A 20122-nucleotide genomic window follows, 5' to 3' on the forward strand; every position below is an offset into this window, starting at 1 on the left:
AACTTGTGGCACATTCTGGGACGGCCATTCCATGGTTGCTATGTCCTCTTCCCATTTCTTATCGGGTGGAAACAACTGTTGGCTTTCCGGTCGGTAATTGGCGCCTTCCGTTGGCGTATTGTGAAAAATATAAAAGCTGTAAAACTGATCTTTCTCACGATAGGCTTCACTTTTAATTAAAATTTGGTTGACCAAAGGAGTGATCGCAGTCACAGAATTTGGGACCGTAAAACGTTTGGTAGGTGAGAATTTCCCATCCAGAAGCAAGCCATACACTCTTTCGCCAACGACCCAAATTTCCGTCTGTCCAGGAAGTTCTTTGATGATGTCTTGCGCATAAGAACTTATGGAATCGTTGAACCGTCCCACCAATCCCTGATCCGATCCAAAAATAATGGCCACGGATTTTGATCTATTCTTATCATGATGATCGGCTATCAACGAAATCCTTTCCTTTTTAAAACAGGCGTGGATCCCAAGGGAAATGGTGCGGTAATAATCCTGTAAAGAGTTTACTGACATCTCGTATTGGGTGATATTGGACGTGGCCATAGCCTTCATCGTTCTGACCACCGACGCCATATCGCCCGCGCTTTGCTGTCTTCTTTGGAGATTGATTAAAGTATCACTCATGGTTCTCGAGTTCAGGAATATTTATGATGGCATCCTTTGCCAATGCGACGAGAGTAGCTTCATCAGTCTCGCTCAAGGCCTCAGAGGCAAAGATCCGTCGCAACACGGCATCAGGTATTTGGGACGATTTCTTTTTTATCAGATGTTCAGCCTTCGTGATTTTATCAAGAGGAACAGTGTCAAAAACACCATGGATCAGCGCCATCAACACCAAAAGTTGCTCTGGTACAGAAACAGGCTCCATTTCAGGCTGTTTAAAAATCAACCGAATTCTTTTTCCTCGCTCAATCATTTTTTGGGTATCGGCATCCAAACGGGTTCCAAAACGCGAAAATGTTTCCAATTCTTCAGATTGGGCGTAGGCAAGTTTCAAATTCCCAGCAATTTTCCGATAAGCTCTCAACTGTGCCTTACCGCCTACCCGAGACACTGATTTCCCGATATCTACCGCTGGAAGTAAACCTAACTCGAACAATTTTGGCGAGAGATAGATCTGGCCATCGGTAATTGAAATAATGTTTGTGGGGATATAGGCCGAGATATCCTGCGCTTGCGTTTCTATAATGGGCAAAGCCGTTAAAGATCCGCCACCATTGGCTTCATTAAGATGGGTTGATCGTTCCAGAAGTCTGGAATGGATATAAAAAATATCGCCGGGAAACGCTTCTCTCCCAGGTGGTCGACGCAGTAAAAGTGACAATTCGCGATAGGCGCGCGCATGCTTGGTCAGATCGTCATAAACAATTAAAACGTCGCGTCCTTGCTCCATAAAATATTCTGCAATACTAGTGGCCGCATAGGGTGTTAAATATTGAAGCCCAGGCGAACTGTTACCTTCAGAAAATACAACCACGGTATAATCCATGGCGCCTTTCTCCTGAAGTTCAGAAATCACTGTGGCAACCGCAGCGGTACGTTGACCGATCGCACAGTACACGCACAACACGTTTTTATCGTGTTGATTGAGAATGGTATCAACGGCAATAGAGGTTTTCCCCGTTTGTCGGTCGCCTAAAATCAATTCACGTTGCCCACGTCCAATGGGAATGATCGCATCAATGACTTTAATTCCGGTTTGTAATGGCGCATTCACGGCTTCGCGACTCATAATAGGTGGCGCAGGCCTTTCAATCGGATAACGGTGTTGAAACGAAATGGGACCTTTATTATCCATCGGATTTCCGAGCGAATCGACAACCCTACCAATTAGACCTTCGCCCACAGGAATATCGGCAACCCGATGGGTTCTTAAAACAGGATCACCTGCTTGGAGCCGATCGTTTCTGCCCAAAAGCACCACGCCTATTTCATCTTCATCGAGATTAAAAGCCATGCCGTACAAATTATTGGGAAACTCCAATAACTCCTCAAAACCTGTTCCCGGTAAACCAGTGACCGTGGCAATACCCGCAGAAATATTCTTTACAACTCCGATCTCACGAAATTGAATCGCGGGATCATAATTTTGCTTGCTGTCGCTTATCTCCAGAAAGGTATCCTCTAATATTTGGTCTAAATCAGTCGATCGCATTTTCTTTTTCCTTTGTGATGATACTCTCTTTTTTTAAGGCTTCCAGATAGGAATCAATAGTCCATGACAATTGGTAACTTGCCGTTTCTATCTTAATGCCACTCACCAATTCCGGTTCCAATTCATATCGAAAATCATTTTGCCTTTCGGTGATTTTTTCCATTGCTTTTTCGAGTTCCTGTTTCGAACTATCCGCTAAATCAAACACACTTTTAATGGTAATGGGACCTTCGTTATTTTTGAGCGCGTCCATAAATTTTGTTTTAGCCGCCCCATCCAAATTCCTTATTTTCTCAATAAATACAGTGACCACTTGTAGCTCAAGACTGACATCCGCAAGATCCGAAAGCGTTTTTCTCGCAATTTCAAAAACGGCATCCTTTGTTTTTCTCTTGAGCCGATCAACTATTTCCTGTTCTTGCTGCTTGAGCGATTCCTCGAATTTCGAGCGCAATACCGTAGATTCCTTTCTCACTTCTTCCAATAGACGTTGCTTTTCAGAATCAATCTGTTCGTGGACTGCATTCATTTTCGCGACACGTTCTTTATCGAAAGCTTCATTCTTTTGACGGAACAGATCTTGATCCTTCTTGGCTTCTGCTTTTTTCGTCGCAGCGTTCTCAAGTTGAGCAGCAATCTTATTTTCCCTAGCATCAATAGCGTCTAATACCGGTTTGTATAAAAACCGTTTTAAGAGCCAAACTAAAATAAGAAAATTGACTATTTGTGCTATGACTGTAAACCAGTTGATTTCCATAAAATGATTATGCTATAAAATGATTCCAAAATGGATTCGCAAAAATGAGAATCATCGACAGCACAAAACAATAAATAGCTGTCGATTCAATCATGGCCAAACCCACAAATAATGTTCTGGTAATTGTTGGTGCGGCATCGGGTTGTTGCGCAATAGATTCCAATGCTTTTGAAACCGCTCTTCCTTCTCCTAATGCAGGCATCATACTGCCAATGCCTGTTGTAATTCCTGCAGTGATTATTGATGCCACTGCGATAATAGTTACGCTATCCATGTTTTATAAATTTTAGTTTCTTGTTTAAAGTTTCTCGTTTAACGTTTTCTTGTTTATCCATGGCCCCACTTCGCTTTCATCTTCAAATTCAAATTCAATTTTGTTCGAGTTAAAGTTCAAAGTTTTTGTGACTCATAGTTAGAAAAATACTTTCTCTACCCTCTCCCACTCCTCACTTCCCACCGCTCCACACTAATCCCTAATCCCCCTCTATCTCCTTCTCCTCCTGCGTAGCTGCCGCAATATACACCGTTGCCAAAATCGCAAAAATATAAGCCTGTATCATTCCCGTCAACAAGCCTAATGCGCTCATGATCATCGGAAAGAAAAATGGTACTATAGAAATCAAAACCGTAGCGATCAAACCGCCACTCATGATGTTTCCAAACAATCTGACCGCCAATGCCAGTGTTCTTGAAATCTCACTGATAATATTGAACGGGAGCATAATAAAGTTAGGTTGTAAATAAGAACGCAAGTACCCTTTGAGTCCACCTCCAGCAATTCCAAAAACGGGAACCGCAATAAATACGGATATCGCCAAGGCTGCTGTGGTAGAAAGCGATCCTGTTGGCGCTTCATACCAAGGCACTATGGTCAACAGATTTGAAACGGCGAGAAAAAGAAATAAGGTGCCGATAAAGCCGATGTATTTATCAGGTTTTTTCAATCCCACTTCCTTTATTTGATCTCGGATCATAATGACCAGCATCTCCAAAACATTCTGCCAGCGAGAAGTCTTAATTTCCGATTTTAAATTTCGGGTGCTCAGCCACGCACCTAGGGCGAGCAGAAGCATCAATGCCCACGTGGTAACGATAGTGAGGTTGATATTAATAAACCCGTACTCCCAAAATATCATTTGATCCGGACTAATTCTCATGGCTAACTTCTTTTATGAATAGTTTTGTCTGCGTGAGTTTTTTTGTGATGTTGGTAATCACAATTCTAGCTATTAAAAAGCCGACGAGACAGGATATCAGTTTTTGCCAACTATCCCCGCCTACAAAATAAAACCCGGTCAGGATAATCGCTATTCTTAATATCAAACTACCAAAAAATATTAGGGTCGCCCTTTTTGAGCCCAAACCTTTATTCACGGTGAGCCAAAGTCCCCCAAAAAATATAACCCCCAATAACATTCCAGCCAATACCGCTGGAAGTAGTCTTAGTATGTCATTCATTTCCATCTTTATTTTTTTTATGAATTTCCTTATTTTCTTTCTGGATCCAGCTCCACGCAATCAAACACCCCAACATCAATCCCGCAACCAAGAGACTCAGGGTCCAAGAGAAATCTTCTTTGGAGGTTTTATCGAGCCAAATCCCCAAGGCCGCACCCAATATCGTGGGCACCGCAATAGACCAACCGATCATTCCAAATAAACCCAGCCCGGACCAAACGCTTTTATTTTCGCGTTGTGCCTGAAGTTTTCGTTCTTCCTTATCGCCGACTACTTTCTCAAAGGAGCGGTTCTTATTTGGTTTTTCCTCTTTCACAATTATCTTCTCAAATTTTGAAAATTTCGTAAAAAGCCAGTTTCTAATTTTGCCATCACATTCCGGGCATGTATTTCCAGTTCATCCAGTTCTACCATTTCTTTTTCAACCATGGCCCTCAACTTTCCTAGAGGTGCATTTCCAATGGCATGCCTAACCGATATCGACACCTGTGCTCCTGCTTTTATCAGAATACCATCGTTCACCGCAATATATTTCTCTCCTTCATCCTCTGTTTCATAAACTAAAATCCCCGTCACCAACGCGGCTGTGCAATCAAGTCTGCGAGGTAAAATACCATAAGAGCCGTCCGTAGTTTCCACCACAATCCGTTTCACGTTTTTTATTTCCGCAAAAACGCCATAGGGTAGTAGAATCTTAAGTTGCATTAAATTAGTTTCCATCATCTATGCGTTTACTGGTTCTTTCTTTTTTACTTCGTCAATTGTCCCAATCATATAAAAATCACTCTCAGGATAGTCATTAAATTCATCATTTAAGATGCGCTCACAGCCATCCAAGGCATCTTTCAAACTCACGTTTTTTCCTTTGTATTGGGTAAATTGTTCTGTTGTAAAAAACGGTTGGGTCAAAAATCGTTCAAGTCGCCGGGAACGGTTCACTGTTTTTTGATCGTTTAACGAGAGCTGCTCCAAACCTAACATGGCGATAATATCCTTAAGTTCTTCATATTCTGCCAAGGTCTGCCTTATTTTTTGTGCAATCGTGTAATGCCGTTCCCCAATAATGTGAGGTGTCGCCATTTTGGAACCCGATTGCAACAAATCGATGGCCGGGTACATCCCCTCACTCGCTCTTTTTCGGGACAAGGTTATCGTGGCAGATAAATGGGAAAACGTGTGTACTGCAGCTGGATCCGTCAAGTCGTCCGCGGGCACATATACCGCCTGAATGGACGTAATCGCTCCTGTTTTTGTATTCGCGATGCGTTCTTCCAATTGCGATAGTTCGGTACTCATGGTGGGTTGATATCCCAATCGGCTGGGCATCTGTCCCAACAATCCGGAGACTTCCATTCCCGCTTGGATGAACCTGAACACATTGTCTATCAATAATAACACATCTTTATGTTCGTCGTCCCTAAAATATTCCGCCATGGTCAGTGCCGCATGGCCTACGCGAAAACGGGCTCCAGGCAGTTCGTTCATTTGTCCGAAGATCATGACCATATCCTCTAAAACACCCGCTTCTTTCATTTCCTGGTACAGTTCCAGACCTTCCCGACTCCGCTCACCAATTCCACAAAACATACTGACGCCTTGATGGTTTTTCACCATATTGTGGATCAGCTCGGTCAACAGAACAGTTTTCCCAACGCCAGCACCTCCAAACAAACCTGCTTTTCCGCCACGTTCCAAAGGCAGTAAAACATCAATGGCCTTAATACCAGTTTCAAAAACTTCTGATGTGGTGGAGCGTTCGGTCAATGGTGGCGGTTGATTGTGAATGCTGCGCCGTTCCATGTTTGGTGGCAATTCGAAATCGTCAAGCGTATTTCCGAAAACATCAAACATATGCCCCAAGGTTTCTGGACCAACCGGCACTTTCAATGGTGCATAGGTCGAAACGGCTTTCATTCCTCTTTCCAAGCCTTGGGTTGGGTTCAACGCGATGCATCGAATATGTTGATCATCAAGCTGCATATGCACCTCAAGAATAATCTCTAGATCCTTCCCGGTTTTTACCACCATATTAATGGAAGGCAGGTTGTTCTCAAATTTTATATCCACCACGCTACCGCGCACAGCAACCACGTGACCTATACTTTTATTTTGAGAAGTGATTTCGTTTTGCATGAGGTATCTGAAATTTTATAAAATGATCAAAATTATAAGTGATAAGGTTTCTGTAACAGCGTTATCAGCTGCCCAAAGAGACCTTAAACTTAGTTTCCATTCAAATTTTATATATGTAAATATATTGAACTTTAAATCCGCGTGAAATGATCTATATCATGTCATACCATTTCGTCAAGGGTTAATTTTGATGGATCCAAGATAAGAACCGAAATCTTCTGAAAATACTGAAGGCGAGGATATCAAAAACCTTATACATTAAAATCTAGTGGTGGAAATAAAGTAACCCTATAAGATTTCAAAAAACTAAATTGTGATTATGAACAAATTTTCAGAAACCTATCAAGCGGATCTAATTTACGCCACAATTGTTATTGCATCCGTGGTGGTGCTTTATCTAATAACACGATTTCTCAGGGGCTGGTTCACCAATAAAATCCAAGAAAAACTTCCGGGAGCATCGGTACGGCCAATAAATCTAATTAAACATATCCTAACAGCACTCTGGGTACTTTTGGGCATAACAGCACTTGCTTTTATCTTTATTGAAGTAGATAGGGAATTTATCTTAAGACGGTATTTTAAGCTATTTCTTTATATAGGGGTGATATCCGTGGTGACCATTATTGCGTTAATGCTCAGTAATTTATGGTTCAAGTATAAAATTCAACAAAAACTTGAAGAAAAAGAAGACCCCACCAATTATAAGTTTTTCCGCTATGTTGTGATCATTCTTATTGGTCTTATTGGCGCTTTAATTGGGTCGTTGGCTTTTCCTTCGCTAAAAGGTGTCGCGCAGACTACTTTGGGAGGCGCGGGTATTATTGCATTGATTGTTGGTTTTGCCGCCCAAGAAGGCTTAGCAAATATCACTGGAGGTTTCTTTATTATTGCATTTAAACCCTTTAGAATTGGTGATCGCGTTAAGGTTTCTGATACGATGGTTGGTACGGTAACCGATGTTACGCTGCGTCATACGGTCATTAGAAATTTCGACAATAAAATGATCGTCATTCCCAATTCGATCATCAATAAAGAAAAATTAATAAATTACGATTTGGGTGAGCACACCTTATGTGAACACATAGAAATAGGGATTTCTTACGACAGTAATATAGATTTGGCAAAAAAGATTATGCAGGAAGAATGCGAGAACCACCCCTTAATTCTTGACACCCGTTCCCAATTTGATATCGAAAATGGCAAACCCTTGGTGAGAACAGCGCTAACTGAACTAAACGATTTTTCAATGACCATTAGGGCGTGGGCATGGGTACGTAACCATTCCGATTCATTTTCGTTAAAATGTGATGTATTGGAAAGTATAAAGAAACGCTTTGATAAAGAGGGTATTGAAATTCCTTATCCATACCGCACGATCGTCATGAAAGCAATGAAGGACAAACTTATTGAGCCTTTAGGATAGCATATCTCATCGGGACATTTATCTGGATCCATTGATTTTGAAACCCTTCACGCCAAGATAACCCTTCACGAGAAATAGTATACTAAGCATCCATTCCGAAGAAATGACCAACCAATGCACTTAGGCCCATTGCTAAAGTACCCCAAAAGGTAATTCTGAAAATGGCTTTCCAAATATTGGAACCTCCGGTTTTTGCAGCAACGATGCCCAAGATTATTAAAGAAAAAATAGCGGATCCATACAAGGTATATTCCATACTTTTTTCAGGAAGAAAGATGGTTACGATAAGCGGAAGACTTCCTCCAAGCACAAATGCCGCACCTGACGCTAAGGCAGATTGCAAAGGTTTTACTTGACTGATTTCATTAATTCCCAATTCATCTCTAACATGGGCTGCTAAAGCGTCTTTTTCTGTAAACTCCCTAGCTACTTGGAGCGCCGTTTCTTTGGCCAAGCCTCTTTTTTCATAAATTCCCGCTAATTCGAGCAACTCCAAATTGGGCATTTCCTCCAATTCCTTTTTTTCTCGCTCTATTTCAGCATTTTCAGTATCTGTTTGAGAACTTACCGAAACAAATTTACTGGCAGTCATGGATACAGCTCCTGCCACCAATCCGGCCAATGTCGCAAATACGATAAAATCTCTCGTATCACTGCCAGCAGCAACGCCAATGGCAATACTGGCAGTGGATAAAATCCCGTCGTTAGCACCAAGAACCGCTGCTCTTAACCACCTGCTGCGTTCTATATACGGCTTGTCTAAAGAAGTATCCAAATCTGTTGATTTCTTGTCCATCTAACTCTGTAATTTAAATTCTTTTCAGCATTATCCAGAGATGGCATATGCGTTCTTAATTGTAGACCTCTTTCGGTTTACCTACAAAATATTATAAGTTTTTCTCTAAAAATCTAAACACGTCTTTTTTAAGCTCGGCATATATTTCTCTTTGGATTTCCATTCGGTTTCTAAAGGCCTTATGTTGTTTGACCAATTCTGAATCGTTTTTTAGTTTTCCAGCATCACTTTGTGCAATTATATACACTTCTTGCCGTTCAAGAGCTTCAAGTAAATCCTCTATCACTCCGCCATGAAAAATAAACTGTTTCTGATAATCTCCTATCCGGTCAAGTACTTCTTTCTCTCCCCAGCGTGTGATAAATTCACTTAATTTGATGTTGAAAGATTTTAACTCCTCTTTCCAAAAGGCAATTTCTCCTTTCCATTGTTGGTGTTCAAACTCTCTATTCGAATTATATAAAATTGGTTTTTCCATGATAAAATGTGTTTAAAGTTGACTTCTCAAAGCTTCAATCTGGCTTTTACTCCTTAAATTCCCCCAAATTAATTTGAGCTAATTTGTAAAATCAATGCTTTAATAAGTCGGTATTTTGAGGCTGAATAAATTTTAAAAAGTCAGTAGTTAACAGGATGATTAAAAATCATCATCGTCTACAATTTCAAAGGTATCTGAAATTGCTATAATTTGAAATGACCCAGGTCACTCTCAATTAAAACTTAAACTGTTTCGGCAATTTCTTCCTTTTATGGATTCTCATTTATTGAAAGAACTGATCCCATCTGCATCTTGTTGTTTTTAAAGAGATAGGATAACGACCATAAACTACAAGAGGTTTTCATCATATAAACTTCCATTTATAGCTTCATGATATCTGTAGGCGTTTCCACTAAAATGGTTTTACTGCCCCGCAAAGCAATTGGCTGTTTCATAATTTCTGGATGGTTTTGAATCATGGTGATCCAGTCTTCACAGGAAAAATCTTGTACGATAAATTTATTTCTGTATTTATAATGCTCCTGATTGACCAAATCTTGAATTTCAATACCTAAGCGGTTTACCAATTCTGCAATTTGAGTACCGGTTATGGTGCATTTTAAAACATCTATTTCCTCTATAGCAAGACCATGCGTCTTGGCATACGCCAACGTTTGTTTTCCTCTTTGGGACTTGGAATTATAAAACAAGGTAATTTGTCTTTCTGATGTGGATATTACACCCTTATGAGCTATAGATTTATTCATTTTTTAATTTTTTATATTAATTAGTAATTCTTTGAAACCATTTTGGATTCATTTTATTGAGATTTTATAACTATTTATAAAACTTATAAAACCTTTTTCCATTTACCAACATACAGCTGAATTTCGGGAATTGAAATGATCAGGGTCAGTCCGCCGACAATTTCCCATTACACACTTTTATTATTCTTTCTCTTCTATAATCCCAACTTAAGCATCTCTTCCCTTTTAAATATGATTCAAGCGCCATCAATATAAGTCTGCACATGACCCCATCATCGATCAACTGACCTAAGTCATTTCACCCTAGAATTTTTAAATGTACCTTGGAAAGTACTAGTAAAGAAGTATTAAGCTTCTAATAATTATTAATCGTTAAACCAAAAGAATATGACACTGATAACAAGAAAGAACATTGCCGAATTACACGACGTAAATCAAGAAAACTGTATTTCAATTTTTATTCCGACACATAGAGCGGGTGAAAAAGTATTACAGGAAGAAGATCCACTATCTCTAAAAAACCAATTGAAAGACGTCAAGGATAAGTTGGCAAAGAAGGGACTTAATGAGGACGGGATCAATAATATAACCCAACCTGTGCAGGACCTTATAGATAATAGTTCGTTCTGGAGAGAACAATCGGATGGCCTAGCCATATTTGCAGCCGATGGTTTTTTTGAAAGCCACACGCTACCCGTCCATTTCGAGGCGTTTAACTATGTATCAAATTCCTTCTATTTAAAACCGTTGATGCCCATGTTTGTAGGCGACGGAAGTTTTTATTTGATAACTCTTGATCGGGATAATGTGAAATTATTTGAATGTATGAGACACAGCTTTACCGAAATTGATATAGAAGATTTGATCCCAGAAACCAAACAAGATCGTGTAGGTTTTGATTATGAAGAAAAAAACCTTCAATTCCGATCAGGCGCTACAGGATCTGGCCAAACCATGTATCACGGACAAGAAGCAGCTACTGGTAAGAGAAAAAATGAAATCAAGAAGTATTTTAGGGCCATAAACGATGGTCTTGTCACTATTTTTAGAGAAGAGACCATGCCCTTGTTAATTGCTGCGCAAAGTCCACTTTTTGATATCTATAAAGAAGTCAATACCTATAACCATCTTATTGAAGAAAGTCTCACCATCGATTTTAGTGACACCGATATGTTCGAGATCCATGAATTGGCATGGGAACGAATGGAACCTGTATTCGATCAAGAACGAAAAGATCATATTGCACGGTTTTTGGATGAACAAGGTAAAGGGACAACGTCAATTGGGATAGGCAAAATTTTACCAGCAGCCATCAATGGCCAAATTGAAACTTTATTCTGTGAGAATCAAGAAGATATTTTTGGACAATACAAAGAAGAAAATGGCGTCATAACGGTTACAGAAGGAGAAGATAATGGTAAAAATATTTCATTAATGAATTTGGCGGCAATAAAAACTTTCCTTAAAGGTGGTGCTGTTTATTTATTGGAGAAGGAAGAGATGCCTAATCCAAACTCAAGGGTAAATGCGCTTCATAGATATTAAGATTGAAAATATTTATGACTAAAAATCATGGTGTTCAATCGCAGTAGATTATTCGGATGGGCGATCTTTTGAAGATCGTATAGATTTATAAGTAAAAAAGGCTGGCTTTTTATAGTGAGCCTTTTTTGGTTGAACGTATCTTAAAAGACAATGGGAGCCACTAAGTTTTTAAGTAAACCAATCACACTATATGCAGCCAATGCACTCGACTTAGGATTGTCCTGAGATGGTGTCGTTTCAATAATTACCTCAATCTTAATGGTTTCTCCTTCGAGTTTGATGGTATGCTTGTTACTTTTAGACCCAGCAATACTATGGATAGCTATTTTAGTATTTTCAACTCCTGTCGTTGCTAAAGCAGTAGCCACAGCAACGTTAACATTTTTAGGAAAATGTTCAATGGCTTCTTTTGCGCTTCCGCTGAAAATAGCTTCTGACTGGTCTTCAGAAAGCTCTCTGCCTTTTAAAAATGGAGCGCCATTTAAGGATTGAGGTGATTTTTCTGTAGTCATACTTACTTTTACCTCGCCCATTAACATCGCAGATCTTAAAACATCAAAGCCACCTACTGCTCCTGATGGGATATGAACGCAACTATTATTTTGTAATGCTGTTTCTTTAACGGTATCATAAAATTCTTGATCAGCAAAAGCACCAATCGATAGGGGAATTAAATGAATCCCATTGGCTAAGATTTTAACCCCGATATCCTTAAACACCTCGGGAGAGGCGGCTTCAATAACATAATCTGGTTTATCGCTAAGAATATCATCCAAGGTTTTATAAGCTTTACAACCTATCTCATCTGCTAATTTTATGGCGTTTTCTAATTTCCCACTTAATACACCTAATATTTTATAGTTTTCACTCAAGTCCTGAGACACTGCTTTTCCAATAATGCTGCCTAATGCACCAGTCCCTATTATGACTAATTTATATTTCTTCATTTTAACTTCTTTATTTTAAGACTTAACCCAAATAAAATCTTCTAAGCTATAGGGTTGTTGATTAAATATACACGTTTTATTTTAGAGATTGAACATTCGAAGAAATAGCAAATTTATTAGTCCTAAAAAAAATTCATCGCTAATTAAAGTTCGCCCTCCTGAATCTTCCAATTTCTAAGCGCGTTATGGGCTTGATAAATCTAATAAACGCTAGCATTTCATTTAGTGTATGTCATATTTGTAATTTTTTTTATGTCTTCAAGTTCTATGAATCACTTTTTATTGTAACTTAACTCTCTAATCTTAAAACACATAGATCATGAAGAAACAAACATTACATAATTTATTGATGGTTTCGTTATGGGCATTCGCTTTAACGTCCTGTAGTAAAGAAGAAATTATCACGCCAGTTGAGCCAGCTTCAACAATTGAAGAAAGCCCAACAATTAATTCTAGAAGTGCATTGCCACAAAATGTTGTCGGCAATATCCATTGGAACATTTCAGAAAATCATGTTCACGATTTTTCTTTCCGTCGATCCACGGCGGTGACACCAAGTGAATGTGGAGATACGCCATTTGATGCTGTAACTTCATATTACAATGATGCCTTAATTAATGGTTTTCTGGAAAACTGGGATTATAATTTTGATGCTATTGATGTGATCTTAGGAGACTATTTTACAATCAACCAAATTGCGGCTCAAATTGAAAACATTAACACGGATACTTTTGGGGCTAATGGAGAGTACACTAACTTTATGAAACAACAAGTAAGAAGCCTAGAAAAATTTTGGGATATGCCTAATTTGATTAGCGTGAGAGGCCAACATACCGCCACCCTACAAGACTTAAGTTTTATCCGGTACGTATATGAAAATTACTCATCGGCTACGCCGCAAGAAATTGATTATCTTATTTCCATTGCACAACATTATAACGATTCAAGCGATCAAATACCTGAAAATCCATTCTATGCCGTAGATGGATTTGCCACATCAACGGGTGTTATTGTTATTGGTGATGGTTTGGTATCTATGCTCGCTGAAACTGGCTTAGATCCTCAGGTAGTGTGGTCAGGAATCCTTGCCCACGAATGGAGTCACCAAATTCAATTCCAAAATCGTGCTCATTGGACGTATCCCGTTCCACCATTTATCGGCATACCCGAATCTACCCGCATGACAGAGTTGGAAGCCGATTTCTTCACCGGATACTATCTCACCCATAAAAGAGGTGGTACCTATAATTGGAAAAGGGTTGAAGCTATGCTTTCTTCATTTTATAACATTGGTGATTGTGGTTTCCAAAATCCCAGTCATCATGGAACTCCAGACCAACGTCTAGAAGCTGCAAGACAAGGTTATTTACAAGCAAGTGCAGTTCAGAAAAAAGGACATCTTCCTGATGCCCAAACCATACATAATGCTTTTATTATGACTTTACCAAGTATTGTTGGGGAATGAAAACTAGTTCCTTTGAAATGATACACTCATACAATCAAACTAGCCATCTCTACGAGGTGGCTTTCCTTTTCAAACCATCTGACCATACGATGGGTTGATTTTTGTTTGGTCCCATTATCCAATCAATCAACAATCCGGGATTGACGCTAAATATCAACACCTTGTATGCTCTTTTTTTTTACCTTGTAGAAAACTTTTCCAAATGTCCACGCTAATCGCTCCTTCAATTCTATCCGGAGATTTTGCCAATCTGGCAAAAGACATTGAAATGCTCAACAAAAGTGATGCCGACCGCATCCATATAGATATTATGGACGGTGTTTTTGTTCCTAATATTTCCTTTGGATTTCCTGTACTCAAGGCTATCAAAAGATATGCATCAAAGCCTCTGGATGTCCATTTGATGATCATTCAACCAGAAAGATATATTAGCCAATTTAAGAAAGCTGGAGCCGACACGTTGATTGTCCATTTTGAGGCTTGCACACATTTGCATAATACTATTCAGGCCATTAAACGAGAAGGAATGCAAGCAGGTGTCGCCATCAATCCTCATACAACCATTTACAATCTCGACGCCATTGTTCAGGACATTGATCAACTGCTTATCATGTCCGTTAATCCTGGTTTTGGTGGACAAAAACTCATAGATCATACCTATATAAAAACTGAACTTGCGCGGGATTTAATTGAGAAAAGTCACTCAAAAGCGATTGTCGGAATTGATGGTGGCGTGGATTTGACCAATGCCAAAAAGCTTATTGCTGCGGGAGCTGACTTGTTGGTATCTGGTAGTTTCATTTTTGGCTCTAACAACCCTACCAAAACCATTTCTGATTTGAAGGTAAAATAAAGCTTACCATATCGGAATTTTCCTGGTATCCTGTTTTTGAAGTGAGAATAATGTAAGTTTTACCTCGGATTGTATAAATTCCGCGAAGGATTGATGTCTATCTTTAAGACGATATTATCTAATAATTCTGTAAAATTCAACTCCATATGATGATTACAAAACTTCTAAAAAACACGATTGAGGATTTATTTGCCAATGGTAAAGGGATTCTTGCCATGGATGAAAGCACCCCAACTTGTGACAAACGTTTTTCGTCCAACGGAATTCCACAAACCTTGGAAATGCGACGCAATTACCGCGAACTCCTCGCTACAACACCAGGACTTAATGAAAGCATCGGGGGTGCCATTTTGTATGATGAAACCATCAGACAACAAACAAAAGATGGGGAGCCAATAGCTTCTGTATTGATGAATGCCGGCATTATCCCTGGAATAAAAGTAGATTTGGGGGCTAAAGATTTGGCTGGTTTTCCCAATGAAAAAATTACAGAAGGTTTGGATGGATTGCGGGAGCGATTGGCAGAATATAAATCCTTGGGCGCCCGTTTTGCCAAATGGCGGGCGGTCATCACAATTGGAGATGGCATCCCAACTAGAACCTGTATTGACGCCAATGCCCATGCCTTAGCAAGATATGCTGCTTTATGCCAAGAGGCAGGCTTAGTTCCTATTGTAGAGCCAGAAGTTCTGATGGATGGAAATCATTCAATGCAACGCTGTTACGACGTTACAGAACACGCGTTGAAAGCCCTTTTTGATCAATTGTACTTCTTTCACGTTGATCTTGAAGGCATCATTTTAAAACCAAATATGGTACTTGCCGGAAAAGATAGCAAAGAAAAAAACAGTATCGAGGAGGTTGCCCAAGCCACTGTAAACTGTTTCCTTTCGTCGGTTCCTGCGGCCGTTCCTGCCATTGCTTTCTTATCAGGAGGACAATCGCCACAACAGGCCTCTCAACATTTAAATGCCATAAACAAAGACTATAAGGAACGCCTTCCTTGGATTGTTGCGTTTTCTTTTGCAAGAGCCATTCAACAACCTTGTTTAGAGGCTTGGAAAGGCCAGAGCTCCAACTTGGAAGCAGCTCAAAAATTACTTTACCACCGTGCAAAGCTCAGTGCTGCCGCAAGACGTGGAGAGTATAAATTGGCCATGGAAGATCATGGGTGATTTCAAATTTCATTAGGCCATATAAAATCAGTAGCGATAAACTTAAAATAAGGAATAAAAACAAAAGACTATGGACTCTGAAAAATTTAACTCTCTTATGGGCAGCATGACCACGCTCTCAGAGGTGACAAACTTGTTGAATGAAAGAGGTTATACTAAAAATCTCAGGTTAGAAACAAACCATCTCGTTTGTGAGGGAACTGAGATCAAACTATTTCCAGGCCAATTTATCGTAGATAAGCATTACCGCTTTGAAGGCCCAACTGATCCTGGAGATGAAGCCATTGTATTTGCCATTTCATCATCAAAACATCATCTAAAAGGCATCTTGATAAACGGCTATGGAATTTCCAGCGATACTATTTCAGATGAAATGATAGAGGCTTTGGATGAAAGGAATACAGAATATAAAACTTAGACGACGGGTTTACTGCTTAATCACAAAAACGCATTTGAGTGGGAATTTTGTAAATTATACAGCGGTTTCTGTAAGTCATTTTGAAAATTATAAAGTATCTTTAGTATTCTTAATTTAAGAATAACGCAGGTATTTATTAATCCGAAGGATTATATATAGATGTCTTCTCGATTGAAAGAATTCTTCTATTTCTTGTTATTCACTGCAGAATAGACTATTTAAATGGCGAAAACACCTAAAATCATTATCGTTGGCGCAGGGTTTGGCGGCGTCAAAATGGTAAAATGCTTACACAAGCAACCGGTAGAAGTGCTTTTGATCGATCGGAACAACTACCACAACTTTCAACCTTTAATGTACCAAGTGGCCACTGGAGGTTTGGAACCTGGAAATATAGGATATCCCGTAAGGCGGATTTTCAGAAAGTATAAGAATGTTGGCTTTCGAATGGCAGAAGTTTTGAAAATAGACATTCAAAATAATACAATCTCAACTTCCATTGGAGAAATGACGTATGATTATTTGGTGCTGGCATCGGGAAGTGAAAATAACTTTTTCAATTTCGAACCCGTTAAACATAAATTACTGACCCTAAAATCACTGCCAGATGCCCTACAAATACGGAATTTGATATTTCAGAATCTCGAACGGGCCTTGGCTGAAAACAGAAAAGAATCCTTAGAAGAGATCATGAATATAGCCATTGTGGGTGGTGGACCGGCAGGAATTGAACTTGCAGGGGCTTTGGCAGAAATGAAAAAATACGTCATCCCCAAGGAATTTCCTGAATTGGAACTCTCTAGAATGAGTCTTAATTTATACCAATCCGGACCAAAATTACTTGCAGCGATGTCAGAGGAAGCTTCTGAAAAAGCCCTTGAATATTTGAAAGAAATGGGTGTGAACGTCTTTCTTAATACTCGGGTTCGTGACTATAAAAACAATGCTATCATTTTGGAAGACGGAAGTCGTTTTATAACCAATACGGTCATATGGACCGCAGGAGTTAAGGGTTCACCTATCGAGGGTTTTCCAGAAGAAGTGATCCTAAGGGGCAACCGTGTATCGGTCAATGAATATAATCAGGTGATAGGAATCCAAAATGTTTTTGCTATCGGAGATGTAGCGGCACATAGCTCTACTGAGGCATTAAATGGACTGCCTATGTTGGCACCTGTGGCGCAACAACAAGGAAAGCATCTAGCGAAAAATATTTTAAGGCATCTAAAAAATGAAGCGATGCTGACTTTTGAATACCGAAATAAAGGATCAATGGCCACAATCGGAAGAAAAAAAGCGGTAGTGGATTTACCGAACTTCAAGTTTCAAGGAGGCTTTGCATGGTTTGTCTGGATGTTTGTTCACGTGTTTTCCTTGGTTGGATTTCGAGATAAAACGGTGACTTTAATCGATTGGGTCGTGAGTTACTTTAACTACGACCAGCCTTTGGGAATGATTTTAAGATCAGGAGAATTTAAACCAGATCCGGTACAGAAAGAAATTAAGGAAATAGAAGAAGTATAAACCCATGGAAACTAAAAACATAATTCAAAAATGCATTGACACCGTAAGAATTCTATCTGCCGATGCAGTTCAAAAAGCAAATTCCGGACATCCAGGGACGCCCATGGCACTTGCGCCATTAGGTCATTTATTGTGGTCGGAAATCATGCATTACAACCCAAAAAATCCTAAATGGGCAAATCGCGATCGGTTTATTCTTTCCTGCGGACACGCTTGCATGTTACAATACAGTTATTTATACTTAACCGGCTATGACGTCACCCTTAAAGACCTTAAGAATTTCAGACAGTTGCATAGCATTACCGCTGGCCACCCTGAATATGGTTTGATGCCAGGCATCGAAGTGACTACAGGTCCTTTGGGTCAAGGGTTTGCCAATGGTGTGGGCATGGCAATTGCCGAAAAATACATGGCGGCACGCTACAATCAGCCAGATTTTAACCTCATTGACTATAAGATTTATGCCATCTGCAGCGATGGGGACCTGATGGAAGGCGTTGCGGCAGAAGCTGCTTCTCTTGCCGGTCACCTCGGTTTGGGTAATATGATCTATTACTATGACAGCAACCACATTACCATTGAGGGCGACACTGATCTCGCTTTTGATGAAGATGTGGCTAAACGCTTTGAAGCTTATGGCTGGCATGTTCAAAAAGTAACAGACATTAACAATTTAGATGCCCTTTCAAAAGCAACAAAAAATGCCCAAAACGAAACCACTCGTCCCTCACTGATTATTGTGAACAGTATTATCGGCTATGGAAGTCCCAATAAACACGGTACTGCTGCAGCACATGGATCACCTTTGGGTGAAGAAGAAATACGATTGGTCAAAAAAATTCTCGGATTTGACCCGGACAAAAACTTTTTTGTTCCACATGACGTTTTAGACCATTACCACAAAACAGCTCAGGAATCTGCAGAACATGAAAAAGTATGGAACGAACTCTATAAAAACTATAAAAACCGACATCCTGATCTTGCCAAAGAATACGCAACCATTAGTGACGGCAAGTTACCTGAAGGATGGGAAGCACAACTTCCCATATTTAAAGCAGGAGAAAAAATGGCCACTCGGAAAGCTTCTGGTAAAACCCTGAATGCCATTGCAGACTACTTACCGCAACTAATTGGAGGCTCCGCCGATTTAGCCCCGTCAACTGATACGAATCTTGATGCTTACCAATCCTTTTCAGAAAAACATCCTGGCGGTCGCAATTTTCATTTTGGTATTCGCGAACATGCCATGGGAGCCGTACTCAACGGGAGGGCACTCAGTAACTACCTCATTCCCTACGGCGCTACATTTTTGATTTTCTCCGATTATATGCGTCCACCATTGCGATTGGCCGCAATTATGAAAATCCGCCCGATAATGGTCTTTACACACGACAGTATTGGATTAGGCGAAGATGGCACCACCCATCAGCCTGTCGAGCAATTGATAGGACTTCGAACAGTACCAAATATGACCGTCATACGTCCTGCGGATGCCAACGAAACCGCACACGCATGGCGTACAGCAATCCTCCACACCGATGGACCCGTTTCCATTGTTTTAACCCGACAGGGTATTCCCATCCTCGATCAACAAAAATATACCAGCGCTAAAGAATTGGAGAAAGGTGCCTATATTCTTTCGGAGGCTGAAGGGAAACCAGAAATTATATTGATAGCCACAGGTTCAGAAGTCCATTTGATCTTGGAAGCACAGGAACAATTGAAAAAAAGTAACATTCAAGCGCGCGTCGTGAGCATGCCTTGTTGGAGTTTATTCGATCAACAAAGCACGGCTTACCGTGATAAGGTTTTACCTAAAAATATACAGAAACGATTGGCAGTAGAAGCTGGTTCGTCTATAGGATGGTTAAAATATACAACGGATGAAGGTGATGTTATCGGGATCGACAAATTCGGAGAATCGGCACCTGGGGATGAAGTTATGAAAGAATATGGTTTTTCTATTGAGAATGTCGTAAAACGAGCGAAGGCCTTGCTTTCAGTCAAGAATTAAACCGCTAAATATGGTTTTTAATGGAAACTGAAAGCTTGTTAAATTTGTGAAAATGAGTAGAAGTTAATGTAAACGCGATGGTAAGTGAAAATGGTTTCGTGAGAATCAGTGTAATTAAAGTCTAAAAAATTTAGAAGCTAAGTCACATAACAATTACCAAATCCATCTTTACGGACCTAGCGTAATCATCTTCTGCCTTTCG

General features: G+C 39.8%; 21 protein-coding genes. 8 read left to right on the top strand and 13 right to left on the bottom strand.

Annotated features, from left to right (window positions below):
* From VLZ86_RS13785 to atpD, 9 genes are all read right to left on the bottom strand, one after another.
* Positions 1-633 (bottom strand): F0F1 ATP synthase subunit gamma (locus VLZ86_RS13785; protein ID WP_325452324.1); only part of this gene is annotated, 633 nt, incomplete at its 3' end.
* Entirely contained in the window at positions 626-2164 is a 1539-nt protein-coding gene (locus VLZ86_RS13790; protein ID WP_325452326.1) for an alternate F1F0 ATPase, F1 subunit alpha, read from the bottom strand. The genes VLZ86_RS13785 and VLZ86_RS13790, both read right to left, overlap by 8 nt.
* Complete coding sequence (locus VLZ86_RS13795; RefSeq protein ID WP_325452328.1) at positions 2151-2921, bottom strand: F0F1 ATP synthase subunit delta; 771 nt, start codon at positions 2919-2921, stop codon at positions 2151-2153. The genes VLZ86_RS13790 and VLZ86_RS13795 overlap by 14 nt, the downstream gene beginning before the upstream one ends.
* A gap of 7 nt (positions 2922-2928) precedes the next feature.
* Entirely contained in the window at positions 2929-3195 is a 267-nt protein-coding gene (locus VLZ86_RS13800) for a F0F1 ATP synthase subunit C (RefSeq protein ID WP_325452330.1), read from the bottom strand.
* Positions 3196-3394: 199 nt separating this feature from the next.
* Positions 3395-4078 (bottom strand): F0F1 ATP synthase subunit A, encoded by a 684-nt coding sequence (locus VLZ86_RS13805; protein ID WP_325452331.1) that lies wholly within the window; start codon positions 4076-4078, stop codon positions 3395-3397.
* Complete coding sequence (locus VLZ86_RS13810; protein WP_325452333.1) at positions 4068-4379, bottom strand: ATP synthase subunit I; 312 nt, start codon at positions 4377-4379, stop codon at positions 4068-4070. The genes VLZ86_RS13805 and VLZ86_RS13810 overlap by 11 nt, the downstream gene beginning before the upstream one ends.
* A complete protein-coding gene (locus tag VLZ86_RS13815) occupies positions 4372-4695 on the bottom strand; it encodes an AtpZ/AtpI family protein (protein ID WP_325452335.1) in 324 nt (107 codons plus the stop codon). Before VLZ86_RS13815 ends, VLZ86_RS13810 begins: the two co-directional genes overlap by 8 nt.
* Positions 4696-4697: 2 nt before the next feature.
* A complete protein-coding gene (locus VLZ86_RS13820; protein WP_325452337.1) occupies positions 4698-5084 on the bottom strand; it encodes a F0F1 ATP synthase subunit epsilon in 387 nt (128 codons plus the stop codon).
* Positions 5085-5102: 18 nt separating this feature from the next.
* Positions 5103-6512: a F0F1 ATP synthase subunit beta gene (gene atpD, locus VLZ86_RS13825; protein ID WP_325452339.1), complete on the bottom strand. Its 1410-nt coding sequence runs from the start codon at positions 6510-6512 to the stop codon at positions 5103-5105.
* A 319-nt stretch (positions 6513-6831) separates the two neighbouring features.
* On the opposite strand from atpD, the gene VLZ86_RS13830 reads away from it, so the two are divergent.
* Entirely contained in the window at positions 6832-7938 is a 1107-nt protein-coding gene (locus VLZ86_RS13830) for a mechanosensitive ion channel family protein (protein WP_325452341.1), read from the top strand.
* Between the two features lie 82 nt (positions 7939-8020).
* Here the strand turns inward: VLZ86_RS13830 and VLZ86_RS13835 are convergent, their stop codons facing one another.
* The 3 genes from VLZ86_RS13835 to VLZ86_RS13845 all read right to left on the bottom strand — a co-directional run bounded on the left by VLZ86_RS13835 (position 8021) and on the right by VLZ86_RS13845 (position 9979).
* Entirely contained in the window at positions 8021-8734 is a 714-nt protein-coding gene (locus tag VLZ86_RS13835) for a VIT family protein (RefSeq protein WP_325452343.1), read from the bottom strand.
* A gap of 91 nt (positions 8735-8825) precedes the next feature.
* Positions 8826-9212: a hypothetical protein gene (locus tag VLZ86_RS13840; protein ID WP_325452345.1), complete on the bottom strand. Its 387-nt coding sequence runs from the start codon at positions 9210-9212 to the stop codon at positions 8826-8828.
* 380 nt (positions 9213-9592) lie between these two features.
* Positions 9593-9979, bottom strand: coding sequence for a hypothetical protein (locus tag VLZ86_RS13845; protein WP_325452347.1), 387 nt, complete (start codon positions 9977-9979; stop codon positions 9593-9595).
* 387 nt (positions 9980-10366) lie between these two features.
* Between VLZ86_RS13845 and VLZ86_RS13850 the strand changes: the two genes are divergently transcribed.
* Entirely contained in the window at positions 10367-11524 is a 1158-nt protein-coding gene (locus VLZ86_RS13850) for a hypothetical protein (RefSeq protein ID WP_325452349.1), read from the top strand.
* 140 nt (positions 11525-11664) lie between these two features.
* Here the strand turns inward: VLZ86_RS13850 and VLZ86_RS13855 are convergent, their stop codons facing one another.
* Complete coding sequence (locus VLZ86_RS13855) at positions 11665-12471, bottom strand: aspartate dehydrogenase domain-containing protein (protein ID WP_325452350.1); 807 nt, start codon at positions 12469-12471, stop codon at positions 11665-11667.
* A 319-nt stretch (positions 12472-12790) separates the two neighbouring features.
* On the opposite strand from VLZ86_RS13855, the gene VLZ86_RS13860 reads away from it, so the two are divergent.
* From VLZ86_RS13860 to tkt, 6 genes are all read left to right on the top strand, one after another.
* The gene (locus tag VLZ86_RS13860; RefSeq protein ID WP_325452354.1) at positions 12791-13936 is read left to right on the top strand and encodes a hypothetical protein; all 1146 of its coding nucleotides are present in this window, start codon (positions 12791-12793) and stop codon (positions 13934-13936) included.
* Between the two features lie 202 nt (positions 13937-14138).
* Positions 14139-14789: a ribulose-phosphate 3-epimerase gene (rpe, locus tag VLZ86_RS13865; protein ID WP_325452356.1), complete on the top strand. Its 651-nt coding sequence runs from the start codon at positions 14139-14141 to the stop codon at positions 14787-14789.
* A gap of 146 nt (positions 14790-14935) precedes the next feature.
* Positions 14936-15964, top strand: coding sequence for a class I fructose-bisphosphate aldolase (locus tag VLZ86_RS13870; RefSeq protein WP_325452358.1), 1029 nt, complete (start codon positions 14936-14938; stop codon positions 15962-15964).
* Positions 15965-16034: 70 nt separating this feature from the next.
* Positions 16035-16382: a phosphoribosylpyrophosphate synthetase gene (locus tag VLZ86_RS13875; protein ID WP_325452360.1), complete on the top strand. Its 348-nt coding sequence runs from the start codon at positions 16035-16037 to the stop codon at positions 16380-16382.
* A 222-nt stretch (positions 16383-16604) separates the two neighbouring features.
* The gene (locus VLZ86_RS13880) at positions 16605-17906 is read left to right on the top strand and encodes an NAD(P)/FAD-dependent oxidoreductase (RefSeq protein WP_325452362.1); all 1302 of its coding nucleotides are present in this window, start codon (positions 16605-16607) and stop codon (positions 17904-17906) included.
* Positions 17907-17910: 4 nt separating this feature from the next.
* Positions 17911-19920, top strand: a complete 2010-nt coding sequence (tkt, locus tag VLZ86_RS13885) for a transketolase (protein ID WP_325452364.1) — start codon at positions 17911-17913, stop codon at positions 19918-19920.
* Positions 19921-20122 lie beyond the last annotated feature (202 nt).

It is taken from the genome of Gelidibacter sp. (assembly GCF_035515035.1).
Taxonomy (GTDB): Bacteria; Bacteroidota; Bacteroidia; order Flavobacteriales; family Flavobacteriaceae; genus Gelidibacter.

Bases quoted from the DNA above. Each gene is read 5' to 3' on its own strand.
- rpe (WP_325452356.1), top strand. From the start codon at position 14,139: ATGTCCACGCTAATCGCTCCTTCAATTCTATCCGGAGATTTTGCCAAT.
- VLZ86_RS13860 (WP_325452354.1), top strand. From the start codon at position 12,791: ATGAAGAAACAAACATTACATAATTTATTGATGGTTTCGTTATGGGCA.
- VLZ86_RS13790 (WP_325452326.1), bottom strand. From the start codon at position 2,164: ATGCGATCGACTGATTTAGACCAAATATTAGAGGATACCTTTCTGGAG.
- VLZ86_RS13810 (WP_325452333.1), bottom strand. From the start codon at position 4,379: ATGAATGACATACTAAGACTACTTCCAGCGGTATTGGCTGGAATGTTA.
- VLZ86_RS13850 (WP_325452349.1), top strand. From the start codon at position 10,367: ATGACACTGATAACAAGAAAGAACATTGCCGAATTACACGACGTAAAT.
- VLZ86_RS13820 (WP_325452337.1), bottom strand. From the start codon at position 5,084: ATGCAACTTAAGATTCTACTACCCTATGGCGTTTTTGCGGAAATAAAA.
- VLZ86_RS13870 (WP_325452358.1), top strand. From the start codon at position 14,936: ATGATGATTACAAAACTTCTAAAAAACACGATTGAGGATTTATTTGCC.
- atpD (WP_325452339.1), bottom strand. From the start codon at position 6,512: ATGCAAAACGAAATCACTTCTCAAAATAAAAGTATAGGTCACGTGGTT.
- VLZ86_RS13835 (WP_325452343.1), bottom strand. From the start codon at position 8,734: ATGGACAAGAAATCAACAGATTTGGATACTTCTTTAGACAAGCCGTAT.
- VLZ86_RS13855 (WP_325452350.1), bottom strand. From the start codon at position 12,471: ATGAAGAAATATAAATTAGTCATAATAGGGACTGGTGCATTAGGCAGC.
- VLZ86_RS13840 (WP_325452345.1), bottom strand. From the start codon at position 9,212: ATGGAAAAACCAATTTTATATAATTCGAATAGAGAGTTTGAACACCAA.
- VLZ86_RS13830 (WP_325452341.1), top strand. From the start codon at position 6,832: ATGAACAAATTTTCAGAAACCTATCAAGCGGATCTAATTTACGCCACA.
- tkt (WP_325452364.1), top strand. From the start codon at position 17,911: ATGGAAACTAAAAACATAATTCAAAAATGCATTGACACCGTAAGAATT.
- VLZ86_RS13795 (WP_325452328.1), bottom strand. From the start codon at position 2,921: ATGGAAATCAACTGGTTTACAGTCATAGCACAAATAGTCAATTTTCTT.
- VLZ86_RS13800 (WP_325452330.1), bottom strand. From the start codon at position 3,195: ATGGATAGCGTAACTATTATCGCAGTGGCATCAATAATCACTGCAGGA.
- VLZ86_RS13805 (WP_325452331.1), bottom strand. From the start codon at position 4,078: ATGAGAATTAGTCCGGATCAAATGATATTTTGGGAGTACGGGTTTATT.
- VLZ86_RS13845 (WP_325452347.1), bottom strand. From the start codon at position 9,979: ATGAATAAATCTATAGCTCATAAGGGTGTAATATCCACATCAGAAAGA.
- VLZ86_RS13875 (WP_325452360.1), top strand. From the start codon at position 16,035: ATGGACTCTGAAAAATTTAACTCTCTTATGGGCAGCATGACCACGCTC.
- VLZ86_RS13880 (WP_325452362.1), top strand. From the start codon at position 16,605: ATGGCGAAAACACCTAAAATCATTATCGTTGGCGCAGGGTTTGGCGGC.